This window comes from Alteromonas sp. 009811495 (genome assembly GCF_028865455.1).
Classification (GTDB): domain Bacteria; phylum Pseudomonadota; class Gammaproteobacteria; order Enterobacterales; family Alteromonadaceae; genus Alteromonas.
Map to the genome: position 1 here is coordinate 3232562 of NZ_CP113972.1, position 19934 is coordinate 3252495.

At 44.3% G+C, this 19934-nt stretch carries 20 protein-coding genes; 11 read left to right on the top strand and 9 right to left on the bottom strand.

The window, feature by feature from the left end; genetic code table 11:
• Positions 1–58: 58 nt before the first annotated feature.
• From OZ660_RS14675 to ampD, 3 genes are all read right to left on the bottom strand, one after another.
• The gene (locus tag OZ660_RS14675; protein ID WP_226432103.1) at positions 59–805 is read right to left on the bottom strand and encodes a GntR family transcriptional regulator; all 747 of its coding nucleotides are present in this window, start codon (positions 803–805) and stop codon (positions 59–61) included.
• A 348-nt stretch (positions 806–1153) separates the two neighbouring features.
• Entirely contained in the window at positions 1154–2023 is an 870-nt protein-coding gene (gene ampE / locus OZ660_RS14680) for a beta-lactamase regulator AmpE (RefSeq protein WP_274741420.1), read from the bottom strand.
• A gap of 3 nt (positions 2024–2026) precedes the next feature.
• Entirely contained in the window at positions 2027–2596 is a 570-nt protein-coding gene (gene ampD / locus OZ660_RS14685; RefSeq protein WP_274741422.1) for a 1,6-anhydro-N-acetylmuramyl-L-alanine amidase AmpD, read from the bottom strand.
• A gap of 132 nt (positions 2597–2728) precedes the next feature.
• On the opposite strand from ampD, the gene OZ660_RS14690 reads away from it, so the two are divergent.
• The 6 genes from OZ660_RS14690 (at position 2729) to coaE (ending at position 7868) form a co-directional block, all read left to right on the top strand.
• On the top strand, positions 2729–3247 hold the full coding sequence (locus OZ660_RS14690; protein WP_274741423.1) for a retropepsin-like aspartic protease family protein: 519 nt from the start codon (positions 2729–2731) through the stop codon (positions 3245–3247).
• Between the two features lie 20 nt (positions 3248–3267).
• Positions 3268–4122, top strand: coding sequence for a carboxylating nicotinate-nucleotide diphosphorylase (gene nadC, locus OZ660_RS14695; protein WP_274743463.1), 855 nt, complete (start codon positions 3268–3270; stop codon positions 4120–4122).
• 393 nt (positions 4123–4515) lie between these two features.
• Positions 4516–4953, top strand: a complete 438-nt coding sequence (locus OZ660_RS14700) for a pilin (protein WP_274741424.1) — start codon at positions 4516–4518, stop codon at positions 4951–4953.
• A gap of 92 nt (positions 4954–5045) precedes the next feature.
• Entirely contained in the window at positions 5046–6257 is a 1212-nt protein-coding gene (locus tag OZ660_RS14705; RefSeq protein ID WP_159626848.1) for a type II secretion system F family protein, read from the top strand.
• Between the two features lie 45 nt (positions 6258–6302).
• A complete protein-coding gene (locus OZ660_RS14710) occupies positions 6303–7214 on the top strand; it encodes a prepilin peptidase (RefSeq protein ID WP_274741425.1) in 912 nt (303 codons plus the stop codon).
• Positions 7215–7256: 42 nt separating this feature from the next.
• Complete coding sequence (coaE, locus tag OZ660_RS14715; RefSeq protein WP_274741426.1) at positions 7257–7868, top strand: dephospho-CoA kinase; 612 nt, start codon at positions 7257–7259, stop codon at positions 7866–7868.
• Between the two features lie 82 nt (positions 7869–7950).
• On the opposite strand, the gene OZ660_RS14720 is transcribed toward coaE, so the two are convergent.
• Positions 7951–9372, bottom strand: coding sequence for a cytochrome-c peroxidase (locus OZ660_RS14720; protein WP_274741427.1), 1422 nt, complete (start codon positions 9370–9372; stop codon positions 7951–7953).
• Positions 9373–9624: 252 nt separating this feature from the next.
• Between OZ660_RS14720 and OZ660_RS14725 the strand changes: the two genes are divergently transcribed.
• The 3 genes from OZ660_RS14725 to yacG all read left to right on the top strand — a co-directional run bounded on the left by OZ660_RS14725 (position 9625) and on the right by yacG (position 11764).
• Complete coding sequence (locus tag OZ660_RS14725; RefSeq protein ID WP_274741428.1) at positions 9625–10503, top strand: substrate-binding periplasmic protein; 879 nt, start codon at positions 9625–9627, stop codon at positions 10501–10503.
• 228 nt (positions 10504–10731) lie between these two features.
• Positions 10732–11484, top strand: a complete 753-nt coding sequence (zapD, locus tag OZ660_RS14730; RefSeq protein ID WP_274741429.1) for a cell division protein ZapD — start codon at positions 10732–10734, stop codon at positions 11482–11484.
• A 52-nt stretch (positions 11485–11536) separates the two neighbouring features.
• Complete coding sequence (gene yacG / locus OZ660_RS14735; protein ID WP_159626843.1) at positions 11537–11764, top strand: DNA gyrase inhibitor YacG; 228 nt, start codon at positions 11537–11539, stop codon at positions 11762–11764.
• 73 nt (positions 11765–11837) lie between these two features.
• Here the strand turns inward: yacG and OZ660_RS14740 are convergent, their stop codons facing one another.
• Positions 11838–12260: a MerR family transcriptional regulator gene (locus OZ660_RS14740; protein ID WP_274741430.1), complete on the bottom strand. Its 423-nt coding sequence runs from the start codon at positions 12258–12260 to the stop codon at positions 11838–11840.
• Between the two features lie 87 nt (positions 12261–12347).
• On the opposite strand from OZ660_RS14740, the gene OZ660_RS14745 reads away from it, so the two are divergent.
• Together OZ660_RS14745 and OZ660_RS14750 are read left to right on the top strand one after the other, a co-directional pair.
• Positions 12348–13586, top strand: coding sequence for an NADH:flavin oxidoreductase/NADH oxidase family protein (locus OZ660_RS14745; RefSeq protein WP_274741431.1), 1239 nt, complete (start codon positions 12348–12350; stop codon positions 13584–13586).
• A 93-nt stretch (positions 13587–13679) separates the two neighbouring features.
• Positions 13680–14552 (top strand): aspartoacylase, encoded by an 873-nt coding sequence (locus tag OZ660_RS14750; protein ID WP_226432116.1) that lies wholly within the window; start codon positions 13680–13682, stop codon positions 14550–14552.
• A gap of 70 nt (positions 14553–14622) precedes the next feature.
• Here OZ660_RS14750 and mutT read toward each other — a convergent pair whose 3' ends face one another.
• From mutT to lpxC, 4 genes are all read right to left on the bottom strand, one after another.
• Positions 14623–15006 carry an 8-oxo-dGTP diphosphatase MutT gene (mutT, locus tag OZ660_RS14755; RefSeq protein WP_159626839.1) on the bottom strand — a complete coding sequence of 128 codons (384 nt, stop codon included), beginning with the start codon at positions 15004–15006 and terminating at the stop codon, positions 14623–14625.
• Positions 15006–17714, bottom strand: coding sequence for a preprotein translocase subunit SecA (gene secA / locus OZ660_RS14760; protein ID WP_202262241.1), 2709 nt, complete (start codon positions 17712–17714; stop codon positions 15006–15008). The genes mutT and secA overlap by 1 nt, the downstream gene beginning before the upstream one ends.
• 167 nt (positions 17715–17881) lie before the next feature.
• A complete protein-coding gene (locus OZ660_RS14765; RefSeq protein WP_159626837.1) occupies positions 17882–18760 on the bottom strand; it encodes a M23 family metallopeptidase in 879 nt (292 codons plus the stop codon).
• A 174-nt stretch (positions 18761–18934) separates the two neighbouring features.
• Positions 18935–19846 carry a UDP-3-O-acyl-N-acetylglucosamine deacetylase gene (gene lpxC, locus OZ660_RS14770; RefSeq protein ID WP_159626836.1) on the bottom strand — a complete coding sequence of 304 codons (912 nt, stop codon included), beginning with the start codon at positions 19844–19846 and terminating at the stop codon, positions 18935–18937.
• Positions 19847–19934: the final 88 nt, after the last annotated feature.

Sequence of the window (19934 nt, forward strand, 5' to 3'; positions counted from 1 at the left end):
ACAGGTAAAAACCCGACCGGCCTCTGCGAATGAATAGTTAAACAACAATGTTATTTAACTAAATTTCCAGTCGGCGCAGTGCACGTTGAACACGTGTATCGCGCTGATTTATTGTCAATAGCGTTTTTTCAATAAACGCCAGATGCGTATTACACGCTTGTCGTGCCGCTTCAGGGTCACGCGAGGCTATCGCATCTACAATTTCGCGACGCTGCTTGGCAATGTCTTCCACCGCTTCTGGGTGTGCGGCCAGCATGTCTAAATTTCGTTCAATATTGTCAACCAACATACTTTGCATAGTGCTCATTACATGCAGCAATACCATGTTGTGAGAAGCGCGTGCCATGATGATATAAAACTGTCCCAGCGCTTCTGCTTGAGCACGTTTACTCTCATCGGCTTTGGGCGTTGGCAAATCATTTAATGCTTGTTTCAACGCATCGTAATCTTCAGGCTGGCCACGCAATGCCGCGTAATACGCTGACATGCCTTCAAGCGCGTGACGGAACTCAAGCAAGTCGAACTGTGTTTCTGGACGCTGACTCACCAAATCCATCAACGGATCTTTCATTGCAGCATTTAGGTTTCGATTAACAAACGTACCGCCGCCTTGTTTTCGTTCAACTAAACCCCGCGCCTGTAAATTACCAATAGCTTCACGTAAAGAAGGACGAGACACATCAAATTCAAGCGCAAGCTCTCTCTCTGGTGGCAGCTTTTGACCAGCCAATAACGTACCGTCGAGTATCATTGACTCTAATTGTTCGGTAATTACATCTGAGAGTTTTTTTCGCTGCTGACGCATGCGCAGTATCTATCCTTCTTCTTAAACACTGGGTGATATCAACGTTATGAATGTAAAAAATAATCGGAGAAAATTTAAACACTCATCAAATTGGTAATACCATTTTACCTATACAGTTTAAGGCAGATCGATTTCGAGGTAAATACTCTAGAGCATAGCAAAGCTTGCGCACTTTGCTTGCTGTTAAGGTTTATTATTGAATTTGTTAACAAAAATCAGCGCCCACCAACTGGTCTGATGAGGCCTACGCAGTATATATTGAGACGAAAGCGTCTGATCTATAAACAAATAGTTTATAGACCAAACGTAGCTCTAGTAGATAAGGTGATTAAATGTTAATAATAGTGGTTATGCGAGACTGCCAATTAGCGTAAGCGCTGAAGTAATTACCAGAAGAAAAATAACATTACGTTTAGCCAATTTTACTAATACTTTGGGTTCAACTGCTGCATTTTTGGCCTGCGCTTCGCGCTCTTCAGGTGTTAGCATTTCGGCTTTAGAGGAAATTTTAGTCAGTACGTCATAGGCCGAAATATCAAATTGCAACGCATGTTTGAGCCACTCGGGCAATGCCCGTGAAAAATGTCCCATCATTAACATTCCGAACGCCGTAATTCGCACAGGAATGTAATCGAGCGCAAACATCAAACGCCCAGCGCTTTCCTTCAATGGGTGATTTTCACCGCACATTGCTTCGGTGGTACTGCGACTTAAGCTATAAAACAGTGCACCAGGTGCGCCAAATGCAATAAACCACAACATAACCGCGGCATAGTGCTGATAGTTAAGCCATGTCAGGTGCTGCCCAAAGCTTTTACCTTCGGTTGTGGCGGTACCGTCACTTTCGTTTGACGTGCCACAATGCCCTAGCTGATCAGTGTACATACTGCACGCTTGCAGGTCGCCTCTATCAGCCGCATTTAAAAAACATTTATACGTTGCACGCAGTGCCGGGCAACCTACACAAATAAATAAGATAAGGCTTTGCTCTATGAAGGTTAGAAACGCGCCTAATAGCCAGTATTCAATCAACGCAAGAATAATGGGCGGGAGCAACATGCTCACATATAAGTACGCTGACGAACTGTCTTCAGTGAGCCATTTATTGTTGACTAACAACTGGCGATACTTAGTGGCATAAGTCTCAATATGCCAGTGACTGTCTTTAGTGATAAGTCTCTCTAGGCTTAACACCAACAATAAACTCATTAACATCATAAATTAGGCATGTCCTTGTTTAAGCACGCGTCGTAAACTGGTTCGATATCTTGGCCAGTCAAAAGCCTCGCCGGGATCAGTTTTTCTACCCGGTGCAATATCATTATGACCTACAATACGCCCTAAAGTGATCCGAGGATAGCGCTTAATTATAAATTCGCTCAATGATTTAAGTGATTCGTATTGCGCGTCGGTAAAAGGTAACGTGTCAGTTCCTTCAAGTTCAATTCCAATTGAAAAATCGTTACAACGTCGGCGGCCTTGGAAAGAAGATAAACCCGCATGCCAGGCTCTTTTCTCAAAAGGCACAAACTGCTCTATCTCTCCTGTGCGGTAAATTACGCAATGGGCAGATACCCGAAGACCTGCAATTTCCTTGTAAAACGGGTGCGCTTGAGGGTCGAGGTTACCTGTAAATAAATCTCTGATACCACTCGTGCCAAACTGAGAAGGAGGCAGCGATATATTGTGGATAACCAATAAATCGATATTGTTAGGCTGCAAAATAGCATCAAAGGGCCGCTCGTCGAAATGAGGCGATTGGGTAAATGTGGCTTGATTGTAAAGCACCATAATAATTGATTTATTGAGTAATCATCTACATAGGTTAAAGTGTGACATCGCGATGCGTTTGATTGCAAGCCATTCGGATTGGATGCTATCACTTAAAAAAACAGGAAAGCGCGTTACTGAGAAGGAAAAAGCATGAGTAATGAAAATGACACTGTCCAAAGCGCAGGTAAATGGATGGTCGCATTGGCTTGGATCTGCGGTTTTGGTCTGCTGGTGTTTGTATTTTCAGATTTGTTGGAAAAACAAGTAAACCCAAATAGCGAGCCTCAATCTGAGCGTATTGGTTCACAAACCGAGGTAAGACTTAAACAAAACCGTCAAGGACATTACGTCACTACGGGCTATATCAATAATGAAGAGGTCATTTTTTTGGTTGATACTGGTGCCACTGATGTTGCGGTTCCTGCTCATCTGGCGAACAAACTGCAACTTCGCGCGGGACGAGAAGGTTTTGCCACCACAGCAAACGGCACGGTAAAAGTGGCAGAATCGAATATTGATACCCTGCGTATTGGCGATATTGTACTTCACAATGTTGATGCAAACTTGAATCCCGGCATGCAGGATGACCATATTTTGCTTGGAATGAGCGTTCTTCGCCAATTAGAGTTTACTCAGCGCGGAGATTGGTTAATATTGCGTACCCTTTAATACAGACGATAGCGATGAAGATGACATCACCAGACATGCAAGCGATACGAGAGCAAGTATCATCGGCACTTATCGAAGACCTAGGCGGTGAATTAAATGCCTCCAACGATATAACAGCGAACCTTATTGACGATAACGTTCAATCGAAAGCGACGGTTATCACCAGAGAGTCGTGTGTGGTATGTGGAGTAGCTTGGGTAAATCAAGCGTTCGCACTTATTGACGAAACAGTGGCATTGCAATGGCATGTTGAAGACGGTGACAGCGTAGCACCAGACACGGTACTGCTTACTCTAGAAGGGTCTGCAAAAGCTATTCTCACCGCAGAGCGCACTGCGCTTAATTTCTTACAAACCCTATCAGGTACTGCCACTGTTACCGCGTTTTACGCGAACTTACTGGCTGATAGCAACACCAAAATTCTCGACACACGCAAAACGTTACCTGGGCTTCGTTACGCGCAAAAATACGCAGTGCGTTGTGGTGGTGGGCAAAACCACCGTGTAGGTTTGTTTGATGCATTTCTGATAAAAGAAAATCATATTTTCTCATGCGGCGGCATAGATAAAGCGGTTGAACGAGCAAAATCAATGATGCCAGGAAAACCTGTTGAAGTTGAAGTCGAAAATATTGGCGAGCTTGAACAAGCCATGAAGGCTGGCGCTGATATTGTCATGCTTGATAATTTTACCAACGAACAGATCCAACAGGCAGTAGCGCTTAACAAAGGCCAATGTAAACTAGAAGTCTCTGGCAATATTACCGATGAGCGACTTAAGTCACTATCGCAGCTAGGGGTAGATTACATTTCTTCGGGCGCGTTAACCAAGCACGTTCAAGCTATCGACTTGTCGTTGCGAATTAATTTGGCCTAACCGCGCACGAAGCTTAAAGGCAACCATCAATTATATTAAAAGGCCTTTTTGTGGGCCTTTTTTTGTTTTTTGCACCCACACATTCGAGCCGTAATTCTACCTTGGGTACGCGCGCACTTTGCGCTTCATCTGTTGCCACTGTATAGTTAGTCATACGCTGCTAAGCTATTAAGTTATATACCAAAGTTCAATGAATACGCTCTGCACAAGGCATATTGAACGTGTCATACTGAGAAAGTAACACATAGGTATATTCCCTAATACTTGTCAGTTGCAATAAAAATTCTATACTGAGAATCAAGTACCAGGGGCGTACAAAAACGACTCGGGTATAAACGTCAATTTGAATTAGATTTAAACTTAACGTGTTATACACGTCCCGGAGATAAGACCATGATGACCATGAACGCTAAAAACCAAAAAGGTTTCACCCTAATCGAACTAATGATTGTTGTTGCAATCATCGGTATTCTTGCAGCAATCGCACTTCCTGCTTACCAAAACTACACGCAAAAAGCGAAGTTTACAGAAGTTTCTAACGCAACAGCGGCAGCAAAGACTGCAGTAGAAGTTTGTTATGCCTCTACGGCAAACCTAGCGCTTTGTGTTGGTGGTAATAATGGCGTTCCAGCAACTGTTGCAGCAGCAGACGCTGCAGGTGGCGTTCCCGCTATCGTTGGTGTAGACACAGATACAGCGGGTACAATAACAGCTACTGCGTACCCAAGCATGAGCATTCAGGGTGGTGCAGGTACATATACCCTAACGGCAGCTGAAAACGGTGGCCGCTTACTTTGGACGGTTACATGTGACCCTGCAGAGCTATGCTAATCGCATAGTCTGATATAGAAATAAATGTAAAAAGCCCAGTATCATACTGGGCTTTTTCGCTCTCAAGAGACACTTTATAGACGGAATTCGCAATGGCAAAAGCAGCAACTACATTTACTTGGCAAGGTAAAGATCGTCACGGTCAATCTCGCAAAGGTGAAATATCCGCTGTTTCGATTTCTGAAGCAAAGAACCTGCTTCGCCGCCAGGGTATCTCTGCCAATAAAGTTAAAAAACTCGCCACGCCTTTGTTTGGTGCTGGTGGTCAAAAAATAACACCCGCAGACATATCTGTAATTTCTAGGCAAATTGCCACTATGTTGGCCGCCGGTGTTACCCTTATTCAATCACTTGAGATGATAGCGCAAGGTCATGCCAAGCAAAGCATGCGAAAGTTACTGGGCGAAATAACGGAAGAAGTAAAGTCAGGTAACCCGTTATCTTCAGCCCTTAGAAAACACCCGCTTTACTTCGACGACTTGTATTGTGATTTGGTGTATACCGGTGAGCAGTCTGGTGCACTTGAAACTATCTACGATAGAATAGCTACTTATAAAGAAAAAGCAGAAGCGTTAAAGTCTAAAATCAAGAAAGCCATGTTTTACCCTATCGCGGTATTGGTCGTGGCTTTCATCGTTACCACCATACTACTGATTTTTGTTGTTCCTCAGTTTGAAGAGATCTTTAGTAGCTTTGGTGCAGAGTTACCTGCTTTTACACAATTCGTTCTAGGCATTTCGCGATTTGTCCAAGACTACGGCATCTTTATAGCAATCGGCATAGGTGCTGCCGGTTTTATGTTCATGCGAACCTATAAGCGCAGCCAAAAGTTGCGCGACAGCGTTGATAGAAACATTCTTAAAATTCCGGTAGTGGGCGAAATACTTAAAAAAGCCAGTATTGCTCGCTTCACTCGTACATTAGCCACAACCTTTGCTGCAGGTGTTCCACTTATTGGGGCGTTAGAATCTGCTGCAGGCGCTTCAGGTAATGCCGTATATCGAGAGGCTATTTTATACATGCGAAAGGAAGTGGCTGGTGGTATGCCAATGCATGTCGCTATGCGCGCAACACAAGTATTTCCTGATATGGTCACACAAATGATAGCTATTGGTGAAGAGTCAGGCGCAGTCGACGAAATGCTCAGTAAAATCGCGACTATTTACGAAGCGGAAGTCGATGACATGGTAGACGGCTTAACCAGCTTACTAGAGCCTATGATCATGGCGGTATTAGGTGTGGTTATCGGCGGTTTGATCGTTGCTATGTATCTCCCTATTTTCCAAATGGGCGACGTGGTATAACTACGTCTTCCTCATTTTAAATACAAAAAAAAGAACACGTTGCTCATGGATGTTTCATTCGCTCAGCACTTGGTTACATTACACCAGGTAGCGCCACTATTTTTCTATTCACTTATCTTTATTGTTAGCTTGATGGTTGGCAGCTTTTTAAATGTTGTAATCTACCGGTTACCAATCATGTTGGAGCGCAGTTGGCAGCGTGAATACAATGACTATTTTGCCGAACAAGGTGACGAGCAAGTCACAACGGCCCAAAAAGATAGCCAAGAAGCTCCCTTTAACCTTGTAAAACCAGACAGCACATGTCCGTCGTGTGGACATAAAATTCGCGCTTGGGAAAACATTCCTGTCATAAGTTACCTTTTCCTGAAAGGGAAGTGTGCGAAATGCAAAACCGGAATTTCACCACGTTATCCGGCAGTTGAGTTATTCACGGCTTTGGTGTGCACGTTTGCTGCTTACCATTTTGGCCCCACACCACAAGCCTTATGGGCGGTCCTATTCACCTATGCACTTATATCGTTACTGTTTATTGATTTAGACAAAATGCTGTTGCCCGATCAACTCACGCTTCCACTGCTTTGGTTGGGTTTAATACTCAGTACGCACAACGTTTTTGTCACTCCAACAGAGGCAATCATTGGTGCAGCTGCAGGCTACCTTAGTTTATGGTCTGTATATTGGTTGTTTAAACTTGTTACCGGCAAAGAAGGTATGGGCTATGGCGACTTTAAATTATTAGCCGCTTTAGGGGCTTTTACAGGCTGGCAAGGCTTGCCCGTTATTATCTTGCTTTCGTCTTTTGTGGGTGCGGTGGTTGGCATTGTAATCATGATTGTACAGAAACAAGGAAAGTCTCTGGCCATTCCATTTGGCCCTTACCTCGCGGTGGCTGGATGGTTAACCTTATTGTATAAAACCGATATCATTACCGCTTACTTAAATATGGTGTTGTAGGCCATTAGGCCGTTGCCCTTTTAGCGAGAAAGAGTGAAGCGAATGAGTGATAAATTTGTAGTGGGCCTTACAGGTGGTATTGGTAGTGGAAAATCAGCTGCAACTGCATTATTTCAAAAGCACAATATCGATATTATTGATGCGGATGAAGTTGCTCGGGATGTGGTTGCGATAGGCTCAGAGGGTCTTGCTAAAATTGCTGAACATTTCGGCAACGATGTACTGCTAGAAAACGGTAGCCTTAATCGCGCTGCACTGCGCGAACGCGTTTTTCACAATGACGATGAAAAGCATTGGCTAAACGGTTTACTTCATCCCCTCATCCGCAATCAAATGATGACACTCATCGCAGAATCCAAAAGTCCCTACTGCATTTTATCGGTTCCACTATTGGTTGAAAATAATCTAACCGTAATGTGTAACAAGGTAGTCGTGGTAGATTGCCCTGAAGAAATGCAACTTGCACGCGCTGTACAGCGGGATGAAAGCACAGAGCAAACAATAAAGAACATTATGGCTTCACAAGCCACGCGCGAAACCCGACTAGCCGCAGCAGATTATGTTCTTGATAATAGCGCTAGCCTAGCGCACCTTGCTGCACAAGTTGAGACGCTGCATACCGCGCTACTAGAGCAATGTTCAGCGAGTATTTAACAAAAGGCCTACGACCAGATATCTGGCGCAGCGTCACTCGTCCATCTCTATATGAGGCGTCTAACGACGCCGCTTTTTCTAGTTAATTAGCACAATTTAAATCGAGCTTAGATTGCTCGTCTGCCACAGGAAAGCATGCGCCGGTAGGTGTAGCTGCAGGGACATACCGATACAAATCAGGGTCGTACAACCCCTCTTCAATGAAGGTAACCAAATCGTCAATCTCTTCATCTGTTAAGCCTAAAGGAATAAAACGCGCATCTAGTTGTTCAGTAGACAGACGCTTTTGTGCAACAGCCGTATTTTTGTACATAACTACTTGACGTACACTACTGAAACTTCCCCCATGACCAAACACATTGGTATCTTTCAAGTTATACAGTTGAGGTACTTTGAACTTAAAATCGTCTTCTACATTTCCTGTAAAGCCCCCGCGACCTTTAGCGTCGTTAACCGACACAGTGCCAGTCACACTAGGGCTTGATACGTCTAAATCAGCAAACCCCAGCGCCATAAACATTTCTTGCGCGCTAGCCCCAACAGGTGAGCTTAATGCGGGCCCTGTATGACAGCTTACGCAATTAGCTTTTCCAAAGAACAATAGCGCACCGCGTTTTTCTTGCTCAGTCATTGCTGAATCTTCGCCAGCTAACCATCGTTGGAAAGGAGCCTCATTCGCTAGAACCGTGCGCTCATACGCTGCCATAGCCAAACCAGCCTCTTCCAAATAATCGTTACTGCCTTCAGGAAATGCCGCTTCGAACATCAATCGATATTCCATATTATTTTGCAATACAGAGTCGTCAAACGTATTCATTCTATGCACTTTTGTACCTGCAATAGCCTGAGTTTCAAGGCCCGAAAAACCTCTTATATTCTCAAATTTTGGTGTTCCTTCTGGAGCGAGAACATGCTCCTCTAACGAAGCATTGACGGTACCACCTTCAGCATTACCAAACTGTCCATTCCACAGCATAACGTCTTGATACGCTGAATTTAATATACTGGGTGATGTAAAAGGTTGTACATCAGGTACGAAGGTCGGATCGGTGCTTTGACCATCAAAATTTGGCAAAAGGGTACGTGCTTCACCTGCAATACCAAATCCACTACCGCCCTCACCAATGCCTTGAAGAACGCCTGATTTAAAACCAGCAGCGACATGGTGACAACTTGCGCATGACCATGTATTGATTGTTGTGCTATTAACTCCTGCTGTTGCCAGTTGAGTTTCGTGAAATAGCATCATTCCAAGAGCGACTTTTTCAGCAGTAATTGGGTTATTGATATCGGCAGGAATATTTTCATAATCCGTCGGTTCTGGAAGCATCAATGCTGTTACTCCGCCCTCTACAGTGACGTCAATTTGGGCAACGAGCTGTTCAGATAAACTTTGTGAATCTATCGAGGTTACATCGTCATTATTTGAGTCGCTGTTACAACCCAGTAACGCTGAAAGTAGCGTACTTAGTGTAAACACTCTGGCTAAGGTGTGCAGTCTCACGGTCTTATCTCTACTAAAACATTGTTAGAATTATTATTGAAATATAAGTATAACCCTTTTTCGAAAGCGTTGAGCACATTAGCCACAACCGCTCTAGAAACCGCACTACCTACATTAATTGTTTTATTCCATTTTCATAAGTAGCATTTGCGCTATATTATTAGAAGAAATGCCCATGAAATAACACATAAAAGTGGTGCTATTCATTTGGGCTAATTTTGAATTAAACCATTGTTTTTGCACTGTGATTGTATGCTACTGATAAACTACCCTCGCCATCAATATCGGCAACGCATCACCTTCTTGGGGCAAGGCTTTGTTAGCTATTTTGCTATTGTTGTTTTGGCATTATTGCTCACTTGTGTCGTGAAGGCAGCCAGCGCTAATGGCCAAAAACAAGTAGAAAAAGAATCTAATATTAACTATCACAAGCAAGCTGCTGAGAACACACTGTATTTCGATTTGGGTTTAGCATCTGGATGGGTGCCCTACCAGCGCTCTGCAGAGCCAGGAAAGCCAGGCGTTTATGCCGAACTCATGCAGAGTATTTCAGAGCGCAGTAACATTACTATTCGCCCAGTTCACCTTCCACCTAAGCGAGCAGAAAAAGCATTACAAACAGGCCTAGTGGATTTTGATTTTAATGTTCTAGAGTGGATGGAAGATGGTACGCCTGGAGCAGGTTTTGTTTTAAGTGAGCCTTTATACAAGGTTACTGAGTATGTGGTCACCACTAACGAACATACTGCCCTGTTTAAACAAAAATCTGATTACTACGGACACGCTATTGGCACGATTGCAGGCTATTTTTATTATGATGCAGATAAATTTACGCGGGTAGATTTTCTTTCTGAAGAAGCCTTAATTGAAGGCCTTGCGATGGGAAGATTCAAACTAATTATAATGGAAGAGCATGCAGCAAAATACTGGGCCAACGAGCACGATGTTGACATTGTACTTGCAGTTCAGCATACCAAAGGTCCTGTGAGAATGAGATTAAGACAAGAAAAGGCTCATTTATTACCTGAACTCAATCGTGCCATAAGCACACTAAAAAGCGATGGAACCATTCGACGTATTCTTGCCAGCCATGGCATTCAACAAGAGGTTTCCCTCTCTCACGAACGCTAGAATTGTTGTTTTACCACCCACTTTTCAAATTTGGTAACAGCGTCAAATTTCGCATATGGCATTGTCTCTTCTAGCCTTTCGGCCAGCAAAATTCGACTCCCCACTCGCTTTTTGAAACTTTTTTGACCAAATAACGTCAAAACAACAGTTTGGTGGCCAAGTAAACTTGGCTTAAACGCAATCATGCATTAGGCTTTAGCTCTAAGTATATGTGTTTTAAGGGTATCCATGGGCAACGCTGTTTTCGAATTTCCACTAAAGGAAAAGGTACGTAACTATTTACGTGTTGAGCAGCTGCTTGGGCAACTTAAAATCTCAGCTAAGTCTGAGCATACACATTTGCAGCTTGTTTTTTTTCAACAACTCTTCGAATTGCTCGACCTTGTTGAGCGTTTGGACTTACGTTCAGATCTGACCAAAGACCTTGAAGCACACGAGAAAAACCTCGTGTATTGGTCGAAGCACCCTAAAATCGACAGTACTGCATTAGAACAAGCACTTAAAACGGTATTAACGTTACGTGAAAAGCTAAAAAGCGATCGCCGTTTTGGCAGTGCGCTAAAAGAAGATAAGTTACTTAGTGCTATTCGACAACGCTTTGCGATACCCGGTGGCGCGTGTAGCTTTGATTTGCCTAATCTACATTTTTGGCTACAGCAACCCCTTGAACAAAGACAGTCGGAAATAAACAATTGGCTGGAGACATTAGCACTCCTTGACGACGCTATTGCTGTCAGCTTGTCATTTATTCGGGAACGTGGGCAGTTTGTCGCTGTCACCGCCGAAAATGGTTTCTATCAAGGCGCAGCTGAAGATAAGAATGAACTCATTCGTGTTAGATGTAGTGTGGATGAAGGCTATTATCCGACGCTCAGCGGTAATAAATACCGCTATGCACTGCGTTTCATGCTTTTCACTCCCAATCAAAATGGCGGAAGTGCTGTCGAGAACCATGTTCAGTTTCAATTAGCAGCCTGCTAAAATACCCATATACCACGTAAGCCCTCGTCCACTGTTATCAACGGAGTTTCTAATGGAAGTTAAATGCCCTATTTGTACTAAAGCTGTTGTTTGGGGTCCAGAAAGTGAGTTCCGTCCTTTTTGCAGCAAGAAATGTCAGCTTATTGATTTAGGTGAGTGGGCAGCAGAAGACAGAAAAATTGCTGGGAAGCCTGCCGAAGATGCCACACCAAAACACATCGATATAGAAGAAATTGAAGCGATGCTTGCACAGCAACAAGAAGACTTTTTCAAGCATTGATCCACTGTGTTCAATAGTACTGAGTCTTTATTCTGGTGAGGTTGCAATTAACGCATCAAGAGTCAGCCGTGCTTTAGACCTCTCGGACATTGTCCATATTAAGTCCCTCAAGTAAGCCATCAAGTTCACAGGCAGTCATACAATGGCCCGCTTTCCACAACTCCTCGAGGCGATGCATTAGATACATCATCTGTGACTTTTGACGTTCCAGCTTTGCCATAAGGTCATCAATATCTTGTTTTCGCTCGCGCAAGTGCCCCATAACTTGCTGGTGGTCCAAGCCTTCACCACTGGCAAATAGTCCCGGTAGATCGTCTAGGGAGAACCCTAGGCTGGTGGCAAACTTGATCATCTTTAATCGCTCAATTGCGTGAGCATCGTATTGTCGATAACCCTTTGCGGTGCGCGCTGCAGGAGGCAATAACCCCTTTTGTTCGTAAAATCGAATAGTACTTGTCGGTAAATCAATGGCTTGTGCTAGTTGTCCAATGCGCATGGTATTCGCTTAAAAAAAATAACCTTGACCTTAAAGTTAACTTAAAGCTTATAGTGACGTCAATGCACAGAAACGAGAGAGCAAACCATGTCATCAAATGTTTTTACCCCTTTTACTTTACCCAATGGGCAAACCATTAAAAATCGGCTCGCAAAGGCCGCTATGGAAGAAAACATGGCCCAGGCTAATCAATTGCCAGGCGACGCACTTTTTCGGTTATATCGCGCCTGGGCTGAAGGTGGTGTCGGCCTTATCATTACCGGCAACGTAATGGTCGATCATTTAGCGATGACCGGCCCAGGAGGACTTGCACTTGAAGCTCACACACCGCTAGCACCATTTCAGCAGTTAGCGAAGGAGGCCAAGCGCAATAATACGCGTTTGTGGATGCAGATAAACCATCCGGGTCGACAGGTCTTTGCCAAAATGGGAGGTAAGGTACTTTCTCCTTCTGACATTCCACTCAATATGGGTAAGCACTCTCACCTATTCGGTCAACCAAAAGCTATGACAGAAACCGAAATTAATGATGTGGTGAGTCGATTTGTTACTACGGCGTCACTGGCCAAACAAGCGGGTTATGACGGCGTTCAAATACATGCAGCACACGGATACTTACTCGCGCAATTTTTGTCTCCTCTGACAAACAAACGTAAAGATGAATGGGGTGGCAGTCTTGAAAACCGTGCTCGTCTGTTACTCACCATTGTTCAGCAAGTGCGCGAGCAATGCGGCAAAGGCTTTGATGTGGCTGTAAAGTTAAACTCAGCAGATTTTCAACGTGGCGGGTTTGACGTAGATGATGCCCGTGACGTTGTTGGCATGCTGGCACAGCACAATGTAGATCTTGTTGAGCTTTCCGGTGGAAGCTATGAGGCGCCAGCGATGCAAGGAAGAACAGCTGATGATAGAACACTCGCGCGAGAAGCGTATTTTTTAACTTTTGCTGAGCAAATAGCAAGTACCACGACCATTCCCATTATGACTACAGGAGGCATTCGTAAACTCGCAGTAGCACAGCAAGTGATTCAAAGTGGTGTAGATATGGTTGGTATTGCGTCTGCACTGGCATTAACCCCTGATCTACCTAACCAATGGCGAGCTTCGCCAGATACATTGGGTGTTATTCCGGTTGTAGATTGGAAAGACAAAACACTTTCTGGCCTTGCGACTATGGCACAAGTAAAGCGCCAACTACGTCGTGTTGGAAACGGAAAACGGCCTTCTCAAAATACAAACCCAATAATTTCGCTGATACTCGATCAGTTGCGCAGTGCCAAACTTACCAAGCGATACCGCAAACAGTACGGCGATGAAGTACAATAAATGTATTCTCGGCAGTTGTAGACTGTTGTACTATCAAGCTAATCTCTCTTATGGCGATTAGCTCGTCGTTTTCTGCAGCACAAAGGAAAGTCCATGATTCAATCAATCGCGTTTGTTGGTGGTACCCACGGTAACGAAACCAGCGGTATTCAGTTAGTTAAAAACTGGCAAAAACATGGACTTCCCTCACGCTTTGATGCCTTAAATGTGTCACTTCACATTGCTAATCAAGCGGCACTAGAGGCTAATGTCCGTTTTATTGAAGAAGACTTAAACAGACAATTTACCTTTGCGGCACTGAGCGAGAACAAGTCGACTAAAGAAGCAAAATTAGCGCAAGTGCTGAATGAAAAATTTGGTCCTAAGGGTAAGTCGAAAACCGACTTGGTTGTAGACATTCACAACACGACAAGTCAAATGGGCGCTACGCTCATCATTCTGCAGGCCGATGACTTTCATATACAGCTAGCTCGCTATGTGAAGCAACATATGCCTGAAGCAAATATCTTGCTTGAAGATGAAAAGCCTTACCTTGAGCACGGCTACCTATGTACTACTGGTAAACGCGGGGTAATGATAGAAGTAGGCGGCCAGCCTCAGGGTGTGCTACGTGAAGACGTATACTTACTCACTCAAACTATGGCCGAAGTGATTCTTGCGTTCTGTGTTGCCTTCAACCAAGGTACTATTTCTAGTGACACATTACCGGCCTGTGAAGTATTTCGCTTGGGTGAAAACATATCATTTCCGTTAGATGAGAGTGGTCAACGCACGGCCATGATCCATCATGCGCTTCAGGATACTGATTTCGAGCCATTACTGCCGGGTATGCCGATGTTTAGAACGTTTGATGGACATGACATTGTGTGGGAAGGCGAAAGTGAAACCTACCCCCACTTTATTAATGAAGCGGCGTACTTCAAGTTAGACGTTGCCTTTGCAACTGCACAGCGTATTACCTTATAGATTGTAGGCAGTATTACTATTACCAATAAAAAACGGCCACTATAAGTGGCCGTTTTTTTTTCAAGATATATTACGCTTGTAGCGCTTTTATTATGGGTACGTTGGCCGCTGGAAAGTCTTGTGCTTGTAGCGCATCCAAAGCAACCCATCGAGCAGACTGGCCTTCTTTCCCATGCGGCTCACCTGAGAAGTCAGTTACCCGATGTACATCTAACTTAACGACTTTATCGCCGTAGTCATGGTTAATCACAATAACAGGCTCACTTTTCAGTACTTGAATGCCTATTTCTTCAAGTAGCTCGCGCGCGAGTGCATCTTGCACACTTTCGCCCTGCTCTACTTTGCCACCAGGGAACTCCCATTTACCACCTTGATGAAGATGGTCGTGACGAAGTGTGATAAAAATATTATCGCCGCGAGCAATAACACCCACGGCAACATGTACCACTTTCATTATTTCAGCTTACCGTGACACTGCTTGTACTTTTTGCCAGAACCACACGGACATGGGTCGTTACGGCCCACTTTAGCGCCTTCACGAACTTGTGTACGAACTTTATCGCTGGCCTGCTCTGGCGTTGCCGTAGCTTCTTCATGCTCAAAGTTCTTAGGCACATCGTCTGCTTGACGACGCTGCTCTTCCACTTTTTGAACATCTTCTTCCGCTTGTACTTTTACTCGGGCCAAAATAGTAATAACTTCAACCTTCAGAGCTTCAAGCATTTGAGAGAATAACTCAAACGACTCGCGCTTGTATTCTTGCTTAGGGTTTTTCTGTGCATAGCCACGCAAGTGAATACCTTGACGCAAGTGGTCCATCGCAGCCAAATGCTCTTTCCAGTGGCTGTCTAGGTTTTGAAGCATAACCGCTTTTTCAAACTGACGAAGCACGTCTGCACCCACTACCGCCTCTTTGGCTTTGTATGCATTAACAACCTCATCAAGAATACGTTCGCGTAGCTTTTCTTCATATAGCTTGTCGTCGTTTTCTAGCCATGATTGTAGCGGGAGATCCGTGGCAAAATCGGCCTTAAGGCGCTCTTCTAACCCTTTAACATCCCACATTTCTTCTAGTGACTGAGGCGGAATATATTCATCTACAACGCCTGAGATTACATCTTCGCGAATAGCGGCGATGGTTTCGCTGATATCGCCTTCATCGAGTAGCTCATTACGCTGTTCGTAAATAACTTTACGCTGGTCGTTTGCAACATCATCGTACTCAAGTAGTTGTTTACGAATATCAAAGTTACGACCTTCAACTTTACGCTGGGCATTTTCAATAGCACGAGTCACCCATGGGTGCTCAATCGCCTCACCACGCTCCATGCCCAAACGCTTCATCATATTGCCCATCTTTTCAGAGGCAAAGATACGCATTAGTGCATCGTCAAGCGATAAATAGAAGCGGCTTGAACCAGGGTCACCTTGACGGCCAGAACGACCACGTAACTGGTTATCGATACGACGAGATTCGTGACGTTCAGTACCAATAATGTGTAAGCCACCTGAAGCAAGTACTGCATCATGGCTTTCTTTCCATGCTGCTTTTACTTTTTCAATTTGCGCTTCAGTTGGGTTTTCAATTTTTTCAAGCTCTGCCTGCCAATTACCACCAAGTACAATGTCAGTACCACGACCGGCCATATTGGTAGCAATAGTTACCGCACCCGGCTTACCAGCTTGCGCAACAATGTCCGCTTCCTGTTCGTGGAACTTAGCATTAAGTACTTTGTGCGGAATTTTTTCTTTCTTAAGAATGCGAGAAATAAGCTCTGAGTTTTCAATCGACACAGTACCTACAAGCGTTGGTTGCCCACGCTTCACACACGCTTTAATGTCTTCAACGATAGCTTCGTACTTTTCTTCTGCCGTCAGGTAGATAAGGTCAGCCATATCTTTACGCTGCATTGGCTTATTCGTTGGAATAACCACAGTTTCTAGACCGTAAATGTGGTTAAACTCAAACGCTTCTGTATCTGCCGTACCTGTCATACCCGCTAGCTTGTTGTACAAGCGGAAGTAGTTTTGGAACGTAATTGACGCCAGGGTCTGGTTCTCATTTTGAATGCGAACGCCTTCTTTCGCTTCTACCGCTTGGTGCAAACCTTCAGACCAACGGCGGCCTTCCATCGTACGACCAGTGTGCTCGTCGACAATAACAATTTGCTCGTCTTTAACGATGTAATCCACATCTTTAGAGAACAGTTTATGTGCGCGCAGTGCCGCATTAATGTGGTGAAGCAATGAGATGTTGCCGGCGGCAAACAAAGACTCGCCTTCAGGTAAAATACCTTCTTGGTGAAGAATTTCTTCAACGTGAATTTGGCCACGTTCTGTTAAGTGAATTTGCTTGGCTTTTAGGTCGATTGTGTAATCGCCATCACCTTCTTGACCTTCTTCGTCTTCTTTTTCTTGCTGAACAAGTTTAGGAATAACTAAATTAATTCGACGGTATAGCTCCGAACTATCCTCGGCTTGACCAGAGATAATTAGCGGCGTACGCGCTTCGTCGATTAAGATAGAGTCAACTTCATCCACTACAGCAAAGTTAAGTGGTCGCTGAACGCGATCTTGTGGACTAAATGCCATGTTATCGCGCAGATAGTCAAAACCAAATTCGTTGTTGGTACCGTACGTTACATCAGCTTGGTACGCATCACGTTTTTGTTCAGGTGACATACCAGGTACGTTACAGCCAACACGCATCCCCAGGAAAGTGAATAACTGGTTACTCCACTCGGCATCTCGGCGCGCAAGATAATCGTTCACAGTAACTACGTGAACACCTTTGCCCGATAGCGCGTTTAAGTAAGTGGGGAGCGTTGCCGTTAACGTTTTACCCTCACCGGTGCGCATTTCCGAAATTTTACCTTCGTGAAGTACCTGACCACCTAGCATTTGCACGTCAAAGTGGCGCATACCATATACACGCTTACTCGCTTCGCGCACCGTTGCAAAGGCGTCGTTCAAAATATCGTCTAACGTCTCACCTTTCTCTAGGCGTGCTTTAAACTCGTCGGTCTTCGCTTTTAGCGCCTCATCAGAAAGCTTTTCATACTCTGCTTCCAGTGCATTGATGGCATCTACGTTCTTGCGTAATTTTTTTAATAATCGGTCGTTTCTACTACCGAATACTTTTCGAAGGATGCTTGAAAACATTAGCTTTATTATTCCACTACTTGTCGAGACGCCGCACACGGTGCACAGCTAAATTAAACCAATAAAACACAACCACGACTGATCATGTTTTGCGATATTCAAAATTATTTGTTTGCGCATGCAGTCTTTATTTAAAAACCGCACACTGTTACCTGGCTGCTACCTGCTTACTTCTTGTAAACGTACGGTAGAGGATCGACTTGTTTTCCGTTTCTTATTACTTCGTAGTGGACATGCACACCCGTAGAGCGCCCAGTATTGCCCATTTTTGCGACAGGCTGCCCTTTGGTAACCACATCACCTATTGAAACAGTAAGGGTATCGTTGTGTCCGTATCGGGTCACAAAACCATCACCGTGATCAATCTCTACTAATTGGCCGTAGCCGTAACGATCACCCGCCCAAGTCACAATGCCTGCGGCAGTCGCTACAACGTTCTCCCCTGCTTTACCAGCGAAATCCAAGCCTTTGTGCATTGCAGGCTTTCCGGTAAAAGGATCGGCACGCATACCATAATAAGAAGACAACCACCCCGACTCTATCGGACGACCAGATAATTGGCTCTGTTCGTATATATGGTGACCCCTAACCAGACTTTCAAGCATAGACAATTGCTGAGACTTTAAATCGAGCGATTGTTCGAGCTTGGCTATCTCGTGAAGTAAAGGATCATCTTGGAGGTTATCCGGTATCGATACCGGTACGAAAGCGTCCAGGTCAGCCGCTGACATACCTAATTCTGTTGCAATTTGCTTTCCCTTTTCGTCTAACAAACGGGTTTGTGCAGAGAGCTCTGCGATGTGAGAAAGCAACGCTTGAAGTTTGATTGTGGTTTGTTGTTTTAACGCTTCAACGTCTTTTTGTGTTTCGTTGACTTCGGTTTGCGCTAAACGCACGCGAGCGATATCTTCAGATACCGATTCGGTAGAACGACTCGACACTAACATAAAAATAGACGAGAGCACGGTTGCGCTCACGAGCGTACGGACACTAATACTGTGTCGGTAGCGTTTATTTTTGCCTGCTAATGTAATCGTTAATTTCATACCACGAAGAAAAATGCTGTTTCACGCCCGTGTTTTATTCTCAACTCTTTCTATTTAGAGTTTGTTTTTGTGTCACGTGGGTGAAATTTATATAATTATCCGGCTACTGTATCATTTATTTCAGTAATTGCCATACGAAAAAAAGCCGCCCGTAGGCGGCTTTTCACAATTTTTTTATGCGAGTGCTGGCTGAGCGTAACGAATTGGCGCAGTTTCTTGCGAATCGTACGTCACATATTCCCAACAGTCTTTTTGTTCTAGCACGGCATTCAACAACTTATTATTGAGACCGTGACCTGTTTTATAAGCGCGAAGCTCGCCGATCAGACTATGTCCGCCTAGGTACAAATCACCAATAGCGTCTAAGATCTTATGCTTTAAAAACTCATCGTCGTAACGCAAGCCTTCAGGATTTAGCACTCTAAACTCATCAAGCGCAACAGCGTTTTCCATGCTACCGCCTAATGCTAGGTTGTTCGCATTCATATATTCTAAGTCGCTCATGAACCCAAACGTACGCGCACGGCTTACTTCGTTAACATATGAACAAGAGTCAAAATCCATTGTCATATGCTGACGCGTTTGACTGATCACCGGATGATCAAAATCTATCTGGAAATCTACGCGGAAGCCATCATACGGCACTAATTCAGCCCACTTGTCGCCATCTTCTACACGAACTGGCTTTTTAATACGGATAAATTGCTTCGGTGCATTAAGCTCTTCAATACCCGCAGACTGAAGTAAGAATACGAACGGGCTTGCACTTCCGTCCATAATTGGCAGCTCGTTACTGTCTACTTCAACAATGATATTGTCGATACCCAGCCCTGCTAACGCAGACGCTAAGTGTTCAACGGTTTGGATTGTTACACCGTCTTCATTGTTTAGACACGTACACAGCATGGTATTACCCACCGCGTTCGCACGCGAAGGGATATCAACATGAGGTTCAAGGTCAACACGCCTAAACACGATTCCCGTGTTTGCAGGCGCAGGTCGGAGAGTCATTGTGACCTTTTCCCCTTTATGAAGCCCAATTCCAGTCTCTTGTACTGGATGCTTGATTGTACGTTGTCTAATCATCTGCTTAAGCTTTTACCTATTAAAAAAGCGGGCGCGAATTATAGTGAGTTATTACTCACATGTCAAAATTTGCCCAATATGCCACCAA

Coding starts and splice junctions, on each gene's coding strand:
- OZ660_RS14675 (WP_226432103.1), bottom strand. CDS start 805: ATGCGTCAGCAGCGAAAAAAACTCTCAGATGTAATTACCGAACAATTA.
- ampE (WP_274741420.1), bottom strand. CDS start 2,023: ATGATGTTAATGAGTTTATTGTTGGTGTTAAGCCTAGAGAGACTTATC.
- ampD (WP_274741422.1), bottom strand. CDS start 2,596: ATGGTGCTTTACAATCAAGCCACATTTACCCAATCGCCTCATTTCGAC.
- OZ660_RS14690 (WP_274741423.1), top strand. CDS start 2,729: ATGAGTAATGAAAATGACACTGTCCAAAGCGCAGGTAAATGGATGGTC.
- nadC (WP_274743463.1), top strand. CDS start 3,268: ATGACATCACCAGACATGCAAGCGATACGAGAGCAAGTATCATCGGCA.
- OZ660_RS14700 (WP_274741424.1), top strand. CDS start 4,516: ATGATGACCATGAACGCTAAAAACCAAAAAGGTTTCACCCTAATCGAA.
- OZ660_RS14705 (WP_159626848.1), top strand. CDS start 5,046: ATGGCAAAAGCAGCAACTACATTTACTTGGCAAGGTAAAGATCGTCAC.
- OZ660_RS14710 (WP_274741425.1), top strand. CDS start 6,303: ATGGATGTTTCATTCGCTCAGCACTTGGTTACATTACACCAGGTAGCG.
- coaE (WP_274741426.1), top strand. CDS start 7,257: ATGAGTGATAAATTTGTAGTGGGCCTTACAGGTGGTATTGGTAGTGGA.
- OZ660_RS14725 (WP_274741428.1), top strand. CDS start 9,625: ATGCTACTGATAAACTACCCTCGCCATCAATATCGGCAACGCATCACC.
- zapD (WP_274741429.1), top strand. CDS start 10,732: ATGGGCAACGCTGTTTTCGAATTTCCACTAAAGGAAAAGGTACGTAAC.
- yacG (WP_159626843.1), top strand. CDS start 11,537: ATGGAAGTTAAATGCCCTATTTGTACTAAAGCTGTTGTTTGGGGTCCA.
- OZ660_RS14740 (WP_274741430.1), bottom strand. CDS start 12,260: ATGCGCATTGGACAACTAGCACAAGCCATTGATTTACCGACAAGTACT.
- OZ660_RS14745 (WP_274741431.1), top strand. CDS start 12,348: ATGTCATCAAATGTTTTTACCCCTTTTACTTTACCCAATGGGCAAACC.
- OZ660_RS14750 (WP_226432116.1), top strand. CDS start 13,680: ATGATTCAATCAATCGCGTTTGTTGGTGGTACCCACGGTAACGAAACC.
- mutT (WP_159626839.1), bottom strand. CDS start 15,006: ATGAAAGTGGTACATGTTGCCGTGGGTGTTATTGCTCGCGGCGATAAT.
- secA (WP_202262241.1), bottom strand. CDS start 17,714: ATGTTTTCAAGCATCCTTCGAAAAGTATTCGGTAGTAGAAACGACCGA.
- OZ660_RS14765 (WP_159626837.1), bottom strand. CDS start 18,760: ATGAAATTAACGATTACATTAGCAGGCAAAAATAAACGCTACCGACAC.
- lpxC (WP_159626836.1), bottom strand. CDS start 19,846: ATGATTAGACAACGTACAATCAAGCATCCAGTACAAGAGACTGGAATT.